We start from the raw sequence: 16,448 nt of genomic DNA, 5'->3' as shown, positions 1-16,448 counted from the left end.
TCGCCATGTCCTCGATCGAACGTGGTTCCTGGGCCAGTGCCCGCCATCGCTCGTCAGTGTTGTGGGTGGTCACCATCGCCGCCATTGCCATTCTGTTCGACGGATACGACCTGGTCGTGTACGGCACGATCCTGCCGGTACTCATGGACGACCCCAGCCATATCGGCACCTTGACCGCATCTCAGGCCGGCGCTTTGGGTTCGTATGCACTCGTCGGAGTGATGGTCGGCGCACTGACGTGTGGAGCGATCGGCGATCACTTCGGTCGCCGAAAGATGATGCTGGTCAACATCATCTGGTTCTCGGTCGGAATGGCATTGGCAGCGTTCGCCACCAGCATCACCACCTTCGGTCTGCTGCGGTTCTTCACCGGCATCGGTGTCGGTGGGCTTGTCGCCACCGCCGGAGCCATGATTGCCGAGTTCGCGCCGCCGGGACGCCGCAATCTGTTCAACGCCATCGTCTACAGCGGTGTCCCGGCCGGTGGCGTCATGGCTTCCGTCCTGGCAATCGTTCTCCGCGATTCCATCGGATGGCGCGGACTGTTCCTCATCGGCGCGCTGCCATTGGTGTTCCTGTTCCCACTCGCCTGGTTCAAACTGCCCGAGTCTCCCGCGTGGCTGATTGCTCGCGGACGTGTCGAGGAAGCTCGCGCCATTTCCTCGAAAACTGGAATTCCATTGCCTGTCGGTACAGATCGACCCAACGGTGCCGTAGCCGAGAAAGTCGGCTTCCGAGCGTTGGCGAGCAGACAATATGTCTGGGGCACCGCGCTTCTCGGCCTCATGAGCTTCGCCGGCCTACTCCTGACCTACGGACTCAACACCTGGCTGCCCAAGATCATGGAAAACGCGGGATACAACGCGAAGGGTTCGCTCTCGTTCCTGTTGGTACTCAACGGCGGTGCCATCATCGGTGGACTTCTCGCCTCCAAGATCGCAGACGTCACCGGTCCGCAGCGGGTTGTCGCAACCACCTTCGGCCTGGCCGCACTCGCCCTGCTCCTGTTCACATTCGGGTTTCCGCTTCCCGTACTCCTCGCCTCCGTTGCCATCGCGGGTGTCGGAACCATCGGTACTCAGGTTCTGATCTACGGATTCGTGTCCAATTACTATTCGACGGCCGCTCGGGCCGCAGGTGTTGCGTGGTGCGCCGGATTCGGGCGTCTGGGCGGGATATTCGGGCCACTGATCGGAGGAAGTTTGATCAGCGCCGGAATCAGTTCCGAATCGGCATTCTATGTCTTCGCAGGCATCGCGGTGCTGGGCGCCATCGTCACCTTCTTCGTGCCGAAGCAAGCACCCGACCTGGGCGCCACTGCACTTCGACCCGATGAAGACCGTGCCGAAAAGGAAACCCGCGGTGAGCCCGGCGTTACGGTAGTCGGGTGACACTTCGTGACCTGTTGCTCGGCCGAGAACGCGAGCTCGCCGTTCTCGGCCGAGCCCTGGCCGCGGCAGAGACAGGAGTGCCGACTCTCGTGCTGGTCGAGGGCGATGCCGGTAGCGGTAAGTCCACTCTCGTCGACCGGTTCGCCGAAATCTCCTCCGCTCATACGCTCCGCCGCGCTCGTGGGTTGGAGTGGGAATCGAACAATGCCTTCGGGGTGATCGAACAACTACTCGAACGTCCGGTATCCATTTCGGAGCCGTTAGCCGTTGCACACGAGATCGTCGACGCAGCGGAGCACCCGACCCTGATCGTCGTCGATGATGCCCATCACAGCGATGTCAGCTCGCTTCAGGCAATCACCTCCGCCCTTCATCGAGGCCGAACGGCCCCACTGTTGTTCGTCCTCGTCGCCGAGGAAACGCCGTTCCTGCGCGAGGATGTCAGGAAGATTCTCGACCTGCACTGGTCGACGCGTTTGCACATCAGCCCCCTCGACACAGCCGTCATCATCGACATCGCGCGCATGCGAAGCGGAATCGACCTCAGTTCCGGCGTCGCGCTTCAACTTCAGGATTTCACCGCGGGCAACACACTCGACATCGTCTCGCTCCTCGACGAGCTGCCACCGGCCTATTGGACCCAGTGGCACCGAACCTTGCCCGTCCCTCGTCATCGTGCGGTGGCGATCGCCGCCGCCCTCGCTGCGTGTTCGGCGGGAGCACGAACGTTGATCGAAGCCGCAACAGTTCTCGGGCGCAGCACGACGTTGTCGCATCTTGCTCAGCTAGCCGAAATCGACGACGTGGTCGGCGCCTTGGACAGCGCCTTTGCCAGCGGTCTCCTCTCCGTCCACGAGCAGCGCGGCAGCACCGAAGTGTCACTGAGCAGCACGATGGTCACGGCCGCAGTGCGCGGGGCGTTGGGGCCCGCGCACTTGCATCTGCTGCACACTCGCGCAGCCGAGATCGCTTGGGGAGAAGGTGAGCGGCTTTTCCACCTTGCCGCCGCCAGCACCACCCACGACGAGGACCTCGCCGCCGAACTCGTTGCGTACGCATCACTACGAGCATCCGACGGCGCGTGGTCGGAAGTCGCCGACGCCATGGTCACGGCAAGCCGTCTCACCACTGCCCGAACCGAACACGAGGACCGTCTGCTCCGCGGAGTCGACGCGCTGACCGGATCGGGTGACATCCCCCGCGCCATGGTCTTCGTGCCGGAGATCGAGAGTATTTCGCGCGGGCCTCTCCGCGACGCCGTCCTCGGCTACCTCGCCATTCACCGAGGGCGACCGACCGAGGCCGCCGATCTTCTGACCAGAGCGTGGGACAGCTGCAGCGTGGACCGTGAGCCAGGCACCGCTGCGATGATCGCCCAACGAATGGTCCTTCATTCTCTGGCTCGGCTCGATGGCACAGCCCTCGTCGAGTGGGTTGACCGCGCAGTCGAATTGGTCGGCCCTTCGGATCCCGCAGCAGTGGAGTCCGAAGCGATCAAGGGTCTCGGGCTCGGCGCTACCGGAAGAACCGAGAATGCGCTCGCGGCATACGACGAACTGTCCGATCGCGTCCGCCCCGGAGCACAAGCACAGCGTTTCCAGATGGGACGCGGATGGCTCGAGCTTGCTTTGGATCACCCGGAGTCTGCCAGACGTGACCTCGAAAGTGCGGTGTCCACAGAGTTTTCCAGTGGTTCGGCAAGAATCTCGCTGTGGGCACAGGCCTGGCTCGCCCGCACTCAATTCGCGCTCGGCGCCTGGGACGAAGCGCTCTCGACCGTCGAGGGCGCCGGGGCCGAGGTGGATCGGTTCGAGATCGAGATGATCCGGCCGTTGGTCCACTGGTCGGGAGCACAGATCCACGCTCTGCGTGGCAACTGGGAACTGGCCCGTGACCACGTGCGACGCGCGTACGCCGGCGTCCACGCCTACGAAATCATGTACGTTCCTGCACTTCTCGCCAGAGCGCAGGTTGCCGAGGCCGCCGCCGACTACGCCGAAGTCCTGGTGGCGCTGGCTCCGCTCACCGCGAGCAAGGCGCAACAATGGCTAGACGAGCCAGGGTTCTGGCCGTGGGTCGATCTCTACGCCAATGCACTGGTCATGGTCGGGAGAGCCGATGATGCCGACGCCTTTCTGCAACCACACGAGCAGACGGCACGACGTCGTGAGCACCGCTCAGCTGCGGCACGTCTCGGCTACGTTCGCGGCCGGATCCACGGCGCACGGGGCGAACTCGACTCGGCAAGAATAAGTTTCGATGCTGCACTACTCGGCATCGAGACGCTGCCACTCCCCTACGACCGAGCCCGAATCAATTTTGCGTACGGCCAAACTCTACGCCGGGCGGGAAAACGCGCAGAGGCAGACGTCGTCCTCCGGGCCGCCCGCGAGCTATATCACTCGTTGGGCGCCGCTACTTACGTCGAGCGCTGCGAGCGCGAACTCCGCGCGGGCGGGTTGAACCTCTCGCGGACGGAGAAGGGGATCACCGACCTGACTCCGCAAGAGCGAGCCGTCGCCGACCTTGTCGCGGCGGGCAAGTCCAACAAGGAAGCTGCCGGCGAATTGTTTCTCTCCGTCAAGACCATTCAATATCACCTCACGCGCGCGTACGCGAAGCTCGGACTGCGATCACGGAGCGAACTCGCAGCTTTGTTCCGCGACCGGGGGCTTTCGGATCCACATCAGGAGAACTGAGAACATGTCGGACACTTCGACGACCGCGCCCGTTCGCGTCGTCACCGAGCCACTCCCCCAACCGCTCTACAGCCCGAAGCGGGTCTTGCACGACTTCGGCGGAACGTCCATTGCCAACGGAATCATCGGCATCGTCTTCTCGGCGACCGGGCCGGTAGCAGTCATTCTCGCCGCGGGGTTGGCGGGTGGACTGAGCCAAGCTCAATTGGCGTCTTGGCTTTTCGGTGCCTTCTTCGTCAACGGCATTTTGACCATCACGGCTTCCTGGTTGTACCGGCAGCCGCTGGCCTTCTTCTGGACGATTCCTGGAACCGTTGTCGTCGGAGCGTCGTTGGAGCATCTGCCGTGGGAGCAAGTGCTCGGAGCGTTCTTCGCGACCGGCGCCTTGATCTTGTTGTTGGGATTGACCGGGTGGGTCACACCAATCATGGCCGCATTACCCATGCCCATCGTAATGGCAATGGTGGCGGGTGTTTTCCTTCATTTCGGAACCGATTTGGTCGAAGCGCCCGCTCACGACGCGGTGATCGCCCTGCCGATGATCGCCGCCTTCGTCGCTCTGAGCGTGTTCGCCAAGGTGGGAAGATTCGTTCCGCCCGTTCTCGGCGCTTTGATCGTCGGCGTGGTCGTGATACTCGCGACCGGAAGATTCAACTCCGTCGGCGACGCGCATGGGTGGCTGGCGCATCCGATGCTGACCACGCCAACCTGGTCTTGGCAAGCGATGATCGAACTGGTTGTACCGCTGGCGATCACAGTCGTCGTCGTGCAGAACGGCCAAGGAATCGCAGTCCTCCGAGCAGCCGGTCATCAACCGCCGATCGGGACAGCAACGGTTGCCTGCGGTGTGTTCTCTCTCGTGAACGCGGCGGTGGGGTGCGTGTCGACGTGCCTGACCGGGCCGACGAACGCGTTGCTCACAGCGTCGGGAGAGCGGGCACGCCAATACACCGCCGGAATCTTCTGCGGCCTACTCGCCGTCGTCTTCGGACTGTTCGCCCCGACTTTCGTCGCGATGATGTTGGGAACTCCGATGGCATTCATCGTCACTCTGGGTGGCCTGGCCATGCTCAAGGCCTTACAGGGAGCCTTCGTGACCGCATTCGGCGGGAAATTCGCCTTCGGGGCCTTGATCGCGTTTCTCGTGACGATCTCCGACGTCGAACTACTCAATATCGGAGGCGCTTTCTGGGGACTCGTGTTCGGGGTCATCGCCTCGCGAATCCTCGAGCGTGGTGACTACCCCGACCGGGTCGCGATCTCACGAACGCGTTGAACTCGGCAGACTTTGGGCGATTTGGTCGAGGATATCGGCAACGTCCTCAGGTGCCGCGAGCATGGGGGAATGCCCCGTCGTCAAAGTAAATACCCTCTCACAGGAGCGCCGGGAGACCATCTCACGTTGATGTGCAGGAGTGATGACAAGATCGCGAAGGGTTTCAATGTAGTAGCGAGGCACAGACCCTTCCCGTTCCGGCGTCAGCGACACCGAACCACTGAAAACACTCATCGGTTGCGGGCGAAGGTTTGACATCGATTCTCGCGCCACCTCGTCGGCGCAGTCCCCGAACAAGAGCATCGGGTACAAATTCAAGGCAACCTCAGGGTCGATCCCGAGTTCATCGCAGGCGAAGAACAACCGCGCAGCGCTACTGTCCTCTTGCGAACTACTCAGGCAGGATTCCCCGTCCCCAGGCAGGGTCGCGGCCAGGTAGACGGCAGCAGCAACACGCGTCGGATGCATTTCTGTCAGTTGTGCCGTCAGTGTTCCGCCCATCGAGTGGCCGACAAGTATCACGTCCCCAGGCAGTTGAACCAGCTCAGCCGACAGCTTGGAAAGCGTTGATTGCCAAGTTATTTCTTCAGCTTTCGTCGTGTCTCGACCCAAGCCCGGTTGATCGGTAGCCAGAGCCGTGTGCCCACGTCTCTCCAGCGCCTCGACCACATAGTCCCAGCACCAGGCTCCGTGTCCTGCGCCATGAATCAACATGAACTGCGCCATTGCTCTCCAGCTTTCGATCGACCGATGTGATCTACAGCATGTTCCTGCCGACATCGGTGCACTAATGCCTAGTTGAACTAGCGCTATACCCAAAGTGAACGCACCAGCACCGGATATTCGGCGCACGCCAGGCGATCTCCAGTACATTCCTGATCCCGTGACGACTGCCCTGGCATGCGAACATTCGCATACTCGACTTTGACAATCATTTACATTAAGCAGTAGATCTATACCCATGCACCTCAACACCCGCATGTCGCGGCGCCTCACCCTTGCCACATCAGTTGGCCTCTCACTCGCCCTCGTTACGGGCTGCTCGTCCGACAACAAGGACTCGGCCCCGTCGGAGACCACCACGACAACCGCGTCCGCACCCACCGAACAAGCTTCGGCAACACCACGTCTCGCAGTCTCCTACGACGGTGGCGTCCTGGTGCTGGATGCAACGTCGCTCGACGTGGTCGGCGAGACCAAGATCGACGGCTTCACGCGACTCAACCCGGCCGGCGACGGTCGCCACGTCATGATCTCGTCGGGTGAGGCATTCAAGGTGCTCGATACCGGCACGTGGTCCTCGGCCCACGGCGACCATTCCCACTACTACACAGCCGATCCCGCGATGTCCGAGGTCGAGTTCGCAGCCAACGAACCCGGACACGTTGTACGCCATGCCGGAAAGACTGTCCTCTTCAACGACGGCTCGGGACTCGTCGAGATCTTCGATCCGGCGCAACTGGCAAAGCGCCAACCTCGCGTCGAGACGTACACCACGCCAGAACCCCATCACGGCGTTGCGGTCGCACTTGCCGACGGCAGCCTGTTGACGACCATCGGAAATTCGGAGTCCCGCAACGGCATTGCAATCCTCGATGCCGACCGCAAGGAAATCCTGCGCAACGAACAGTGCCCCGGTGTCCACGGCGAAGCAGTCGCTGCCGGCGAAGCCATCGTACTGGGCTGCCAGGACGGGTTGCTCGTGTACAAGAACGGAGCGATCACCAAGGTCCAGAGTCCGGATGTATACGGCCGCATCGGAAATCAAGCAGGTTCGGAGGAGTCGGACATCGTCCTGGGTGACTACAAGACTGACAAGGACGCCGAACTCGAACGTCCGCAACGGGTCTCGCTGACCAACACGACGACGTCCGAACTCAAGCTCGTCGACCTCGGCACCAGCTACACCTTCCGCTCACTCGGCCGCGGACCGCACGGAGAGGCACTGGTGCTCGGCACCGACGGCGCCATCCACGTCATCGACCCGAACACCGGCGTCGTCACCAAGAAGATCGCCGTCATAGACGCATGGACCGAGCCCACCAAGTGGCAAGAGCCCAGGCCGGCACTCTTCGTGGAAGACCACACCGCGTACGTCACCGATCCCACGTCGAAGAAGCTGATCGCCGTCGACCTCGAAGACGGCAGCATCCTGACCGAGACCACCCTCGATCACGCCCCCAACGAATTGACCGGTGTCACCGGCTGATTCAGATCCTCATCTCAGGCCCCCATCTCACACCGAGATGAGGGCCTGAGCCGTTCTCGTGCTTCGCCTACTGACCAGGGAATCTCGATACCCAGGCAATCCTCGAGGTGCTACGACGCGCACCTCAGAGAATCGAAGCCGTTGTCGCCAGCTCTGCTGGAGCTGAGCGATGAGCAGGACCACGATTGACCGCGGCACAAGTCAGCATGGAATAACTCCGTGTGGAGGTTCGTTGGAGATGGTGTCGGTGTTCGGTTCTTTGCCCCGGGTACCACCCCAGAATTGCCACTTCGAGTGGCCACTTGCCGAGAGGCGCAAGACGGGCACCGACGCGCTGGAGCCGCTGGACACCTTTCGGTGCCAGCGGCTTTGTCGTCTGAATGATCAGGCCGGGTTTTCGCCGGCAGCGACGTCGAGGATCCACGTCACCCCGAACGCATCGGTGAGCATGCCGAATCCGGGGCTCCACGCCGCCGCGGCAAGACCCTCGATGATGGATCCACCGACAGAGAGTTTGGCCCAGTAACCCTGCACCTCTTCGAGCGATTCACCGCGAACCGAGACGAAGAACGGTTGGTCGGTGATCGTGGTGCCGTTCTCGCGGTGCGTCGTGCCGGCATTGGCGGTCGAGCCGCCCGACTGTCCTGGGATGTCGTACGCCATCACGCTGAAGCCGTCCGCGGTTTCGACTTGGCCGAACACAATGTTCTCAGCGCCAGGCACATCCTTGGGCATTCCGAAGTCGCCGTAGGTTGCGATCGTGACCTGGCCACCGAAGACGGACTGGTAGAACTCCAGAGCCGCGCGGGCGTCTCCGCGGAAGTTGAGGTGGGTCGTTGTCTTGATGCTCATGTCTGCTCCTAGTACGAACGTCGCCCGGGTTTTCCCTGACAACGTCGACTCTCACAGCCGTATAGGACTGTTTTCGTCCTAGACTCGTCGTAGTCTCACGACATGGCGACCACCACTCGGCTCTTGAATCTGCTGTCCCTCTTGCAGACGAGGCGCGACTGGCCGGGCGCTCTACTCGCCGAGCGGCTCGACATCAGCCACCGCACGGTCCGCCGCGACATCGACCGGCTCCGGGAGATGGGTTACAGCATTGCGGCGACCATGGGCCCGGACGGCGGATACCGACTCGACGCCGGCAGCGAGCTACCACCCCTGCTGTTCGACGACGATCAGGTCATCGCCTTGGCAGTCGCTCTGCAGGCGGCGACGCTGACCGGCGTCGGCATCGAAGAGGACGCAGTGCGTGCGCTGACCACCTTGCGGCAAGTGATGCCGTCGCGTCTGCGCCATCGCCTCGACGCACTCACGTTCACCACGATTTCGACCGATTCCAGCGACGCAGACTCGGTGTCCCCTGAGGTGCTCGTAGCGATTTCCGCAGCGGTGCGCGCTCGCGAGGTGCTCCGCTTCGACTACTCGAACGGCCGCTCAACTGACAACATCGAAATAACACCCCCACGCCGCGTGGAGCCACATCATCTGGTGACCTCCAAGCATCGCTGGTACCTCGTCGCGTGGGATCTCGAGCGAGGCGACTGGCGAATCTTCCGCGCCGATCGCATCACCCCACGCATCCCGAACGGCCCGCGGTTCACACCGAAGGAGATCCCCGGCGGTGACGTGAGCGAATACGTGGCCGCGCGCTTCAAGGGATCGGAACATATCAACAAATGGCCGTGCCACGGCAAGGTCAAATGGCCGTGCCACGGCAAGGTCGTTCTCCATCGACCAGCCAGTTATGTTCTTCCCTTTGTCGAGGACGGCGCCGTCGAAGATCTTGGCCCCGACCAGTGCAGCCTCGAAGCCGGATCATGGTCCTGGACGGCGCTGGCAGCCTCCTTCAACCGATTCGACACCGACATCGATGTCGTCGGCCCGGCAGAACTGACCCACGCTTTCGCACAACTCGCCGCCCGCAATGCCGCGACTGCTGCGAGTTAGGCAGTCGTCGCGAATGAGATCCAGGTCTCCAACACAACCGTGCGTCCGTGGGTTCATGTAGGTTTCAAGTCCTCAGAGGACCTGAGGACTTGAAGACCTGAACGAAGGGATGCCCAAGGAGATGAAGAAGGGGCAAGTTGCGTTTCTCACCGGCACACACGTCGTGAACGATCTGTACCAGGGGGCTGTACCTGCACTGTTGCCGTTCATGATGCTGGAACGCGGATATTCCTACTCCGCGGTTGCCGGAATCACGCTCGCCGCGACCGGACTATCCAGTGTCGTGCAACCCGCATTCGGCATGCTGGTCGATCGAAAGAGCCGGAATTGGCTGGTACCCACAGGTTTTGTGACGGCCGCAACGGGAATTGTCGTGGCCGCGATGAGCACCACCTACATCGTCACTTGGCTGGCAATTGCTTTGGCCGGCATCGGCATTGCCGCATACCATCCGCCCGCCACAAATTTGGCACGCGCAGCTGGAGGTCACTCGCAGAAGGCCATGAGCGTGTTCTCCGTGGGCGGCACGTTGGGAGCCTCACTGGCGCCACCGTTCGTCACGCTCGTGGTCGGTTCGCTCGGATTGTCCGGCGGCTACCTGCTCGCAGTTCCTGCAGTGGTAGCGGCTATTTGGTGGATCGTCGCCCAATCACGATCGGCCGGCACGGGCACGGACGCCGAATCAGCCCAGTCGTTGAGTTCGCAGCTAGCCGCGAACGGTCCCGTGCCAGATGATTGGCGCTCGTTCACCCGACTCGTGCTGGTAACGGTGTGTTGGTCAATTCCATATGTGACCACGCTGTCGTTGGTCTCACCGTACGTACTCAACGGACTGAACGGATCGTCCTCGAGTGCAGCAATCGTGTTGTCCTCCTTCACCTTGGCGGGAGCGGCCGGCACGCTACTGGGCGGAGCCCTCGCGGACCGTCGTGGTCGACGTGCATCCATCCGACTCGGTTACCTGCTTGCGGTACCTTCACTGGCATTGCTCGCCGCGGCTCCGAACGTGGCAACTGCCGAACTAGGAATCGTGTGTCTCGGATTCGCGATGTTCTTGCCCTTCGCGCCACAGGTGACGCTGGCGCAGGACTACCTACCGAACCGCCCAGGCACGGCAAGTGGGGTGACCCTCGGACTCGCAATGTCAGTGGGAGGCATCGCCTCTCCGCTGTTCGGTTACCTGGCAGATCACTTCGGACCGCGCATGGCGATCGGGGCGACAACTGCAGTGCTGTTGGTCGGAGCCGTCATCGCATTCACCTTGCGCGATCGACGCCTCGACCCGGAGGACGAGACGGAGCGCGAACTGGACGTCATCGCCCTTCGATAACCCGACAGACTGCACCGTAGTCTGAAGATTCATCGGAGGACATGAAGTGTCACTCGGTGGGCCGCTCCACGGCGGTTCACCGAGTCAGTCAGGAGCAGACACATGGCAGTGCGCCAGGTCAAGCAGCAGTCACTGGTACAGAAAGCCGCAGACGAACTTGCGCGCCTCATCGGCGACGGCGAATGGCCGGTCGGGACGAAAATCCCGAACGAGCAGGATCTGAGCACGCTTCTCGGAGTCGGGCGTTCGACCGGCAGGGAAGCCGTGCGTGCACTGATCGCGTCAGGACAGCTCTACTCTCATCAAGGATCCGGCACCTACGTCATGTCCTCGACTCCGGTCACAGAACTCGAGCGAGAACTCAAACGCTCGGACCGCCGCGAAGTCTACGAAGTACGCCGACTTCTGGAAGTGGAAGCTGGCCGCCTGGCTGCGATGCGTCGGACCTCTGCCGACGTCGACCTGTTACGGGCAGCACTCAAAGCCCGTGAAAATGCCTCGACACCAACAGAATTTGTCGACGCTGACATGGAATTACATCGCGCCGTGGTGAATGCTGCGCACAACAGCGTGTTGTCGATGGTATTCGATTCATTCATCGAAACGCTCCGCAACTCGGCCCTGGACGTGATCACCGACGTCGCGGCGCGAGACCCCGAATCGATCGACGACGAAGCCGCTGCCCACCGAGATCTAGTGGAAGCCATCGTCGCGGGTGATGCCGACGCTGCCAGCGCGGCGACGCGCAGGAACATGGACGGGCTCGACTGACCCTCTCTATCGTTGTCAGGCATGACGTCCACATCGCTCCCTCCACGGGGTCTCCGGATCGGTCTGTCCGCCATCGCGTGGCTAAACCTGCTCTCTGCGCTCGTAGGAATGGCGGGCCTGACGATCGGCGGCGGGATGGGCCTGCCTCCTGAGTGGATCGAGGGAACCGTCTTCCCTTCATATTTCTGGCCCGGAATCCTCCTCGGCGTTGTCGTCGGAGGCATCCCAGCCGCCGCGCTCTTCGCTCAGCACAACAGGTTCCGCCTGGCATGGGGCCTGCACGCCGCCGCCGGCCTGACGATGATGATCTGGATCTTCGTCGAAATCGCCATGATCCTCGTCTGGTCGCCGCTGCAAGGCATCTTCTTCACCACTGGATTGGCCCAGACGATCCTCGCCGTTCTCGCACTCGGCGCCTGGCCCCGCCCCTTCCTCCAACGAACCGACAGCCATCACGGTCAGTGACGAATTACATTGGGATAGAAGGTCACTAGGACCGACCTCGATGCTCTCCATCGCCCAATCCAGCTCGACCCCCGACCGTCAACTGAAATCTGTTCAGCCGATGAGGTCTTTCGAGAAGTTCAGCGAGTCGAAAGACCTGTTCGCTACGAGTTCCAATTGCCTCTGTGTTGCACCGTCTCGGGCGCGCTGAGACATGCCTTGGATGACTACACCGATGAACTCGGCAAGGTCCTCGGGATCGGAGTCAGCGGGCATGAGTCCGTTGGCGATATCGGCTGCGATCCTCTGCGACAGCAACATCACGTTGGCATTTCGCATGTCGCGCAATCGGTTTGCTATGTGACTGTTGGCGTCGGTCACGCTCACCGCCGCGCTGATGATCAGACAACCACCCGGACAAGACTCGTCGGTGTAATGGGACGCCGCGTCGTTCAAGAGGCGGCGAATCAATTCGGATGCCTCGCGCTCTTCGGCGAACGCCCGGTCCATGAAGTCGCCGCGAGTCGCGTTGTAGTGATCGACGGCGGCAAAGAACACTCCTTCCTTGCCGCCGAAAGCACTGTAGAGACTCGGTGGATTTATCTGCATCGCAGCAGTCAACATGGCAACGGATGTCCCCTCGTAGCCGTGCTCCCAGAAGGCATACATCGCCTTGTCCAAGGCCGCGTCTACGTCGAACTTCCGCCCTTGTCCCGGCACCCCGGCCATGCAACCTCCCAATTCCGCAGCATCTACCGATCCAAATGTGATCTATTCTACTCTTGTAGCGATCACTATGCGAATGTCCTACTGTTCTCCTCGAAAGTTCATTTCGTTCACTGAAGTACCGCCGTACTGCTGACACAGCTCGCGAACGCTCTTTCACACCGTCTAGGGGGATCGACATGCGTAGTGCCGCTTCATTCAAACTGGGTCTCAGCCACAGCGCGGCCACCGATTCGACATGGAAGGTCGAAGCGGTCAAACAGGTCGAGTATCACGTGATTGCCGCACGAAATCTGTTCGCCAAGGACAGCACTCGACTACTCGACGGGTGCAGCGCAGCGTCGCTACACCGCGGAGACCGACGCTTGATCATCATCGACGCGAACGTCGACCGAATTCACGGGGATAGAATTCGAGGCTACTTCGAACACCACGGAATACGAGCATCCTTCGTACCGATGCGAGCCGACGAGACGGTCAAAGAGTGGGGTTCTGCGGTGCGGGTGGTCGACGCGATGAACGGATTCGGCATCGACCGACGCAGGGAGCCGGTAATCGCGATCGGCGGGGGTGTTCTACTCGACATTGTCGGTTTCGCCGCGAGCGTCTACCGCCGCGGAACGCCGTACATCCGGGTCCCCACCACACTGATCGGCCTCGTCGACGCCGGGGTCGGTGTCAAGACCGGAGTCAACTACGGCATGGGCAAGAATCGACTGGGGACGTATGCACCGGCCCTGGCAACTTTTGTCGACCGAGCATTCCTGCGTACCCTCGACAACCGACACTTGTCCAACGGCCTTGCCGAGATACTCAAGATGGCCTTGATCAAATCCCTCGACCTCTTCGAACTGCTGGCAATCTTCGGGGAACGATTGATCGATGACAGGTTTCAGGGCTCTTCCGACGAACTCGACACAGCAGCAACACAAGTCATCGCCGAGTCGATCCACCTGATGCTCGAGGAACTGCAGCCCAATCTGTGGGAATCCTGCCTCGAACGCTGCGTCGACTACGGCCACACATTCTCGCCCACGCTCGAGATGGAAGCACTACCGGAACTTCTGCACGGTGAAGCCGTAGCTGTCGACATGGCATTGACGTCTGCACTGGGTTATTTGCGGGGAAGTATCAGTGAAGCTGAACTTGATCGCGTCCTGACTGTAATGAGGCGCCTCGGCCTTCCCACCTGGAACGACGTCTTGTCCACACCGGGCGTCCTCGGCGCCGCATTGGCCGACACAGTGCGTCATCGGGACGGGCGGCAACGGCTGCCTTTGCCGGTCGGGATCGGTGGACACCACTTCGTCAATGATGTCACGATCGACGGAATCAACTCTGCCTCCGCCCTTTTGAACAGGAAGAGCGACGAGCTACGCGTCCGTGAGACGTCGGTGACGAAGGTCGCGTCATGAGGTGGGGCGGCCTCTACATCGAAGGCTTCGGCTCATACCTACCGGACAGGCGGGAACAAGCCTCCGACATGGTGACCGAAGGACGGTTCGATCCCGTCGAACAGCAGAAGACCGGACAGACTTCGGTTGCAGTGTCGGACCCTGATATCGGCGAATCCGCGCCGGAGATGGCAGTCTTCGCAGGCAGAGCTGCGTTGGCCGACAGCGGAATCAGCAGCAACGAAATCGACCTACTCGTGCATGCAGTGGTTCTGCACAACGGCCTGGAGGCGTGGAACTGCGGCGCCTACATTCAGAACGAACTTGGCATCGACGACTGCCTGCCGATCGAGATCCGAACAGCCTGCGCCGGAGCAATCGTCGGAATCGAACTGATCGGCCGCTGGTTCGACGGACACGGCAAAGGCCTGGTAACTGCATCCGACGCTTGGCGTCTCCCCCTGTTCGACCGGTGGAATTCCGACAGCGGTCTCGCCTACGGAGACGGCGCGGCCGCTGCTGTCATCGGCCCGGATCCGGGTCCCTTTCGTATTCTTTCGACTTCCGTAGTCACTGATGCACACCTCGAGCAGATGCACCGCGGGCACGAGCGCACAAGCATGCCTGTCTACGGCACCGCCGACCCGATCGATCTCCGAGCACGGGTGGGGGGCTTCACCGAGACTCACTCCATCGACGAGTTCTGGTCACGCAACGCGGCCGCTCTGTCTCGATGCGCTGAAACAGCTTTGGGTGATGCCGCCACTCATCACGGTGACATCGCCACCTGGATCGTACCGAATTTCGGCAACGTCCTACTCCGCAAACAATGTTTCGAGCCGCTGAAGATCCGCGCCGAGCAGACCTTGGTCGAACTCGGCAGAACCATCGGCCACACCGGTGCTGCCGACCCACTACTGGGCCTCGACCTGCTCCGCCGCAGCAAGGCCCTGCACCCCGGAGACCGGATCATGCTCACCGGCATCGGCGTCGGGTTCACATGGGGATGCGCAGTCGTCGAATACACCGGATACGAGAAGGGATAGGCCATGGTGGTCGAAACTCCGCACGAATTGACGACAACGGCTCGCTCTACCAACGCGAATGCCGCAATAATCTGGATGCTCCTGGCAGTGTTCGGCGTCGGCACTGTCGAATACCTTGTGGCCGGCGTACTTCCGGACATCTCCACCGACCTCGGGGTCAGCACCTCCACAGCCGGACTGCTCGTCACCATCTATGCCGTCACAGTGGTCATCGGTGGCCCTCTACTGACGATCGCTACCACCAGGGTGCCGCGGACACCTCTCATCGCGGCTCTGATGGCTCTCTTCGTCATCGGCAACATCGGAACTGCGCTGGCACCGAACTTCGCAACCATGGTGATATTTCGGATCATCACTGCTCTGCCACACGCGACGTTCTTCGCTCTGTGCCTGGTGCTGGCGACGTCGTTGGTGGCGCCTGAATTCCAAGGGCGTGTGATCGCCCGCGTCACCCTCGGACTGAACCTGGCGACGGTCCTCGGCGTCCCCTTGGGAACTCTCATCGGTACACAACTGGGTTGGCGCTGGTCTTTTGCGATCATCGCCGTTTTCCAACTGCTGGTCACCGCTGCGCTGATCGCCTCGACGCGCAACGCCGCTCCCTCGCACCAGACCGGCAACGTCAGCTCAGAGCTACGGGTGTTCACCCGGGGCCCAGTTCTGTGGGCGATCGGGCTGACCGCTCTCAGTCAGGCAGCGCTTTTCGTGGTGTTCACCTACATCTCGCCGTATCTCACCGAGCATGCCGGCATCTCGGTGTCGACGGTGACGGTGGTGTTGTTCGTATTCGGCGTCGGGTCTGTTGTCGGCAATCAACTCGGTGGTTACTACGCAGACAAGGACCTGGACAAAACGCTGTACATCGCGTTGACCGCGCTCGCGTTGGCACTTCTCGCTCTCTTCGTCTTCGGCGGAACGTCTTGGTTTGCCTTCGCCTGGATGTTCGTACTCGGTGCTACCGGTTTTTCCATTATTCCGCCGCTCGCCTCGAAACTCATCGGTGCTGCAAGCGAAGCCCCGCACCTTGCTGCCACGGTCAACATTGCAGGATTCCAACTTGCGAATGCTGCCGGCGCGTGGATCGGCTCGATCGCTCTGTCCGGCGGCAACAGCGTTGCAGTCCTGCCTGCTATCGGGGCAGTCCTCGCGGCGGGCGCAGTACTGCTGCTGTTCGTCAGTCGGCGCACTGCTCGGAGCGTGACGTGAAAG

General features: G+C 61.6%; 14 protein-coding genes. 11 read left to right on the top strand and 3 right to left on the bottom strand.

From position 1 onward, the window contains the following. Positions 1–5 precede the first annotated feature (5 nt). From AC2ETI_RS20145 to AC2ETI_RS20135, 3 genes are read left to right on the top strand one after another with little or no spacing between them, the layout of a single operon-like run. Complete coding sequence (locus AC2ETI_RS20145) at positions 6–1,391, top strand: MFS transporter (protein WP_264612738.1); 1,386 nt, start codon at positions 6–8, stop codon at positions 1,389–1,391. After that, positions 1,388–4,090 carry a helix-turn-helix transcriptional regulator gene (locus tag AC2ETI_RS20140; protein WP_197940841.1) on the top strand — a complete coding sequence of 901 codons (2,703 nt, stop codon included), beginning with the start codon at positions 1,388–1,390 and terminating at the stop codon, positions 4,088–4,090. Before AC2ETI_RS20145 ends, AC2ETI_RS20140 begins: the two co-directional genes overlap by 4 nt. 4 nt (positions 4,091–4,094) lie before the next feature. Further along, complete coding sequence (locus AC2ETI_RS20135) at positions 4,095–5,366, top strand: benzoate/H(+) symporter BenE family transporter (RefSeq protein WP_283308030.1); 1,272 nt, start codon at positions 4,095–4,097, stop codon at positions 5,364–5,366. On the opposite strand, the gene AC2ETI_RS20130 is transcribed toward AC2ETI_RS20135, so the two are convergent. After that, positions 5,352–6,092 carry an alpha/beta fold hydrolase gene (locus AC2ETI_RS20130; RefSeq protein ID WP_283384216.1) on the bottom strand — a complete coding sequence of 247 codons (741 nt, stop codon included), beginning with the start codon at positions 6,090–6,092 and terminating at the stop codon, positions 5,352–5,354. The genes AC2ETI_RS20135 and AC2ETI_RS20130 overlap by 15 nt on opposite strands. Positions 6,093–6,327: 235 nt before the next feature. On the opposite strand from AC2ETI_RS20130, the gene aztD reads away from it, so the two are divergent. Next, entirely contained in the window at positions 6,328–7,575 is a 1,248-nt protein-coding gene (gene aztD / locus AC2ETI_RS20125) for a zinc metallochaperone AztD (protein WP_195790861.1), read from the top strand. 384 nt (positions 7,576–7,959) lie between these two features. On the opposite strand, the gene AC2ETI_RS20120 is transcribed toward aztD, so the two are convergent. After that, complete coding sequence (locus AC2ETI_RS20120) at positions 7,960–8,427, bottom strand: VOC family protein (protein WP_019745645.1); 468 nt, start codon at positions 8,425–8,427, stop codon at positions 7,960–7,962. A 102-nt stretch (positions 8,428–8,529) separates the two neighbouring features. Between AC2ETI_RS20120 and AC2ETI_RS20115 the strand changes: the two genes are divergently transcribed. From AC2ETI_RS20115 to AC2ETI_RS20100, 4 genes are all read left to right on the top strand, one after another. Then, positions 8,530–9,528: a helix-turn-helix transcriptional regulator gene (locus AC2ETI_RS20115; protein WP_483634303.1), complete on the top strand. Its 999-nt coding sequence runs from the start codon at positions 8,530–8,532 to the stop codon at positions 9,526–9,528. A gap of 121 nt (positions 9,529–9,649) precedes the next feature. Next, entirely contained in the window at positions 9,650–10,858 is a 1,209-nt protein-coding gene (locus AC2ETI_RS20110; RefSeq protein WP_400818346.1) for an MFS transporter, read from the top strand. 102 nt (positions 10,859–10,960) lie between these two features. Further along, positions 10,961–11,629, top strand: coding sequence for a FadR/GntR family transcriptional regulator (locus AC2ETI_RS20105; RefSeq protein WP_070385245.1), 669 nt, complete (start codon positions 10,961–10,963; stop codon positions 11,627–11,629). Between the two features lie 21 nt (positions 11,630–11,650). Continuing rightward, the gene (locus AC2ETI_RS20100; RefSeq protein WP_249347564.1) at positions 11,651–12,094 is read left to right on the top strand and encodes a hypothetical protein; all 444 of its coding nucleotides are present in this window, start codon (positions 11,651–11,653) and stop codon (positions 12,092–12,094) included. 93 nt (positions 12,095–12,187) lie between these two features. On the opposite strand, the gene AC2ETI_RS20095 is transcribed toward AC2ETI_RS20100, so the two are convergent. Next, positions 12,188–12,802 carry a TetR/AcrR family transcriptional regulator gene (locus AC2ETI_RS20095; protein WP_211918686.1) on the bottom strand — a complete coding sequence of 205 codons (615 nt, stop codon included), beginning with the start codon at positions 12,800–12,802 and terminating at the stop codon, positions 12,188–12,190. 176 nt (positions 12,803–12,978) lie between these two features. Here AC2ETI_RS20095 and AC2ETI_RS20090 point away from each other — a divergent pair, with 176 nt between their 5' ends. The 3 genes from AC2ETI_RS20090 to AC2ETI_RS20080 are packed head-to-tail and all read left to right on the top strand — an operon-like array spanning position 12,979 to position 16,445. Next, positions 12,979–14,214, top strand: coding sequence for a sedoheptulose 7-phosphate cyclase (locus AC2ETI_RS20090; RefSeq protein WP_021331771.1), 1,236 nt, complete (start codon positions 12,979–12,981; stop codon positions 14,212–14,214). Next, positions 14,211–15,239: a 3-oxoacyl-ACP synthase III family protein gene (locus AC2ETI_RS20085; protein WP_020971052.1), complete on the top strand. Its 1,029-nt coding sequence runs from the start codon at positions 14,211–14,213 to the stop codon at positions 15,237–15,239. Before AC2ETI_RS20090 ends, AC2ETI_RS20085 begins: the two co-directional genes overlap by 4 nt. Positions 15,240–15,242: 3 nt before the next feature. Next, positions 15,243–16,445 carry an MFS transporter gene (locus tag AC2ETI_RS20080; RefSeq protein ID WP_020971053.1) on the top strand — a complete coding sequence of 401 codons (1,203 nt, stop codon included), beginning with the start codon at positions 15,243–15,245 and terminating at the stop codon, positions 16,443–16,445. The last annotated feature ends 3 nt before the right edge of the window (positions 16,446–16,448 follow it).

This window comes from Rhodococcus sp. MurmanLake-1 (assembly GCF_056945715.1).
The sequence above is the reverse complement of the archived record's forward strand: the minus strand, read 5'-3'. Positions and strand labels throughout refer to the sequence as shown.

Coding starts and splice junctions, on each gene's coding strand:
- AC2ETI_RS20120 (WP_019745645.1), bottom strand. CDS start 8,427: ATGAGCATCAAGACAACGACCCACCTCAACTTCCGCGGAGACGCCCGC.
- AC2ETI_RS20105 (WP_070385245.1), top strand. CDS start 10,961: ATGGCAGTGCGCCAGGTCAAGCAGCAGTCACTGGTACAGAAAGCCGCA.
- AC2ETI_RS20130 (WP_283384216.1), bottom strand. CDS start 6,092: ATGGCGCAGTTCATGTTGATTCATGGCGCAGGACACGGAGCCTGGTGC.
- AC2ETI_RS20145 (WP_264612738.1), top strand. CDS start 6: ATGTCCTCGATCGAACGTGGTTCCTGGGCCAGTGCCCGCCATCGCTCG.
- AC2ETI_RS20090 (WP_021331771.1), top strand. CDS start 12,979: ATGCGTAGTGCCGCTTCATTCAAACTGGGTCTCAGCCACAGCGCGGCC.
- AC2ETI_RS20115 (WP_483634303.1), top strand. CDS start 8,530: ATGGCGACCACCACTCGGCTCTTGAATCTGCTGTCCCTCTTGCAGACG.
- aztD (WP_195790861.1), top strand. CDS start 6,328: ATGCACCTCAACACCCGCATGTCGCGGCGCCTCACCCTTGCCACATCA.
- AC2ETI_RS20100 (WP_249347564.1), top strand. CDS start 11,651: ATGACGTCCACATCGCTCCCTCCACGGGGTCTCCGGATCGGTCTGTCC.
- AC2ETI_RS20110 (WP_400818346.1), top strand. CDS start 9,650: ATGAAGAAGGGGCAAGTTGCGTTTCTCACCGGCACACACGTCGTGAAC.
- AC2ETI_RS20080 (WP_020971053.1), top strand. CDS start 15,243: ATGGTGGTCGAAACTCCGCACGAATTGACGACAACGGCTCGCTCTACC.
- AC2ETI_RS20135 (WP_283308030.1), top strand. CDS start 4,095: ATGTCGGACACTTCGACGACCGCGCCCGTTCGCGTCGTCACCGAGCCA.
- AC2ETI_RS20085 (WP_020971052.1), top strand. CDS start 14,211: ATGAGGTGGGGCGGCCTCTACATCGAAGGCTTCGGCTCATACCTACCG.
- AC2ETI_RS20095 (WP_211918686.1), bottom strand. CDS start 12,802: ATGGCCGGGGTGCCGGGACAAGGGCGGAAGTTCGACGTAGACGCGGCC.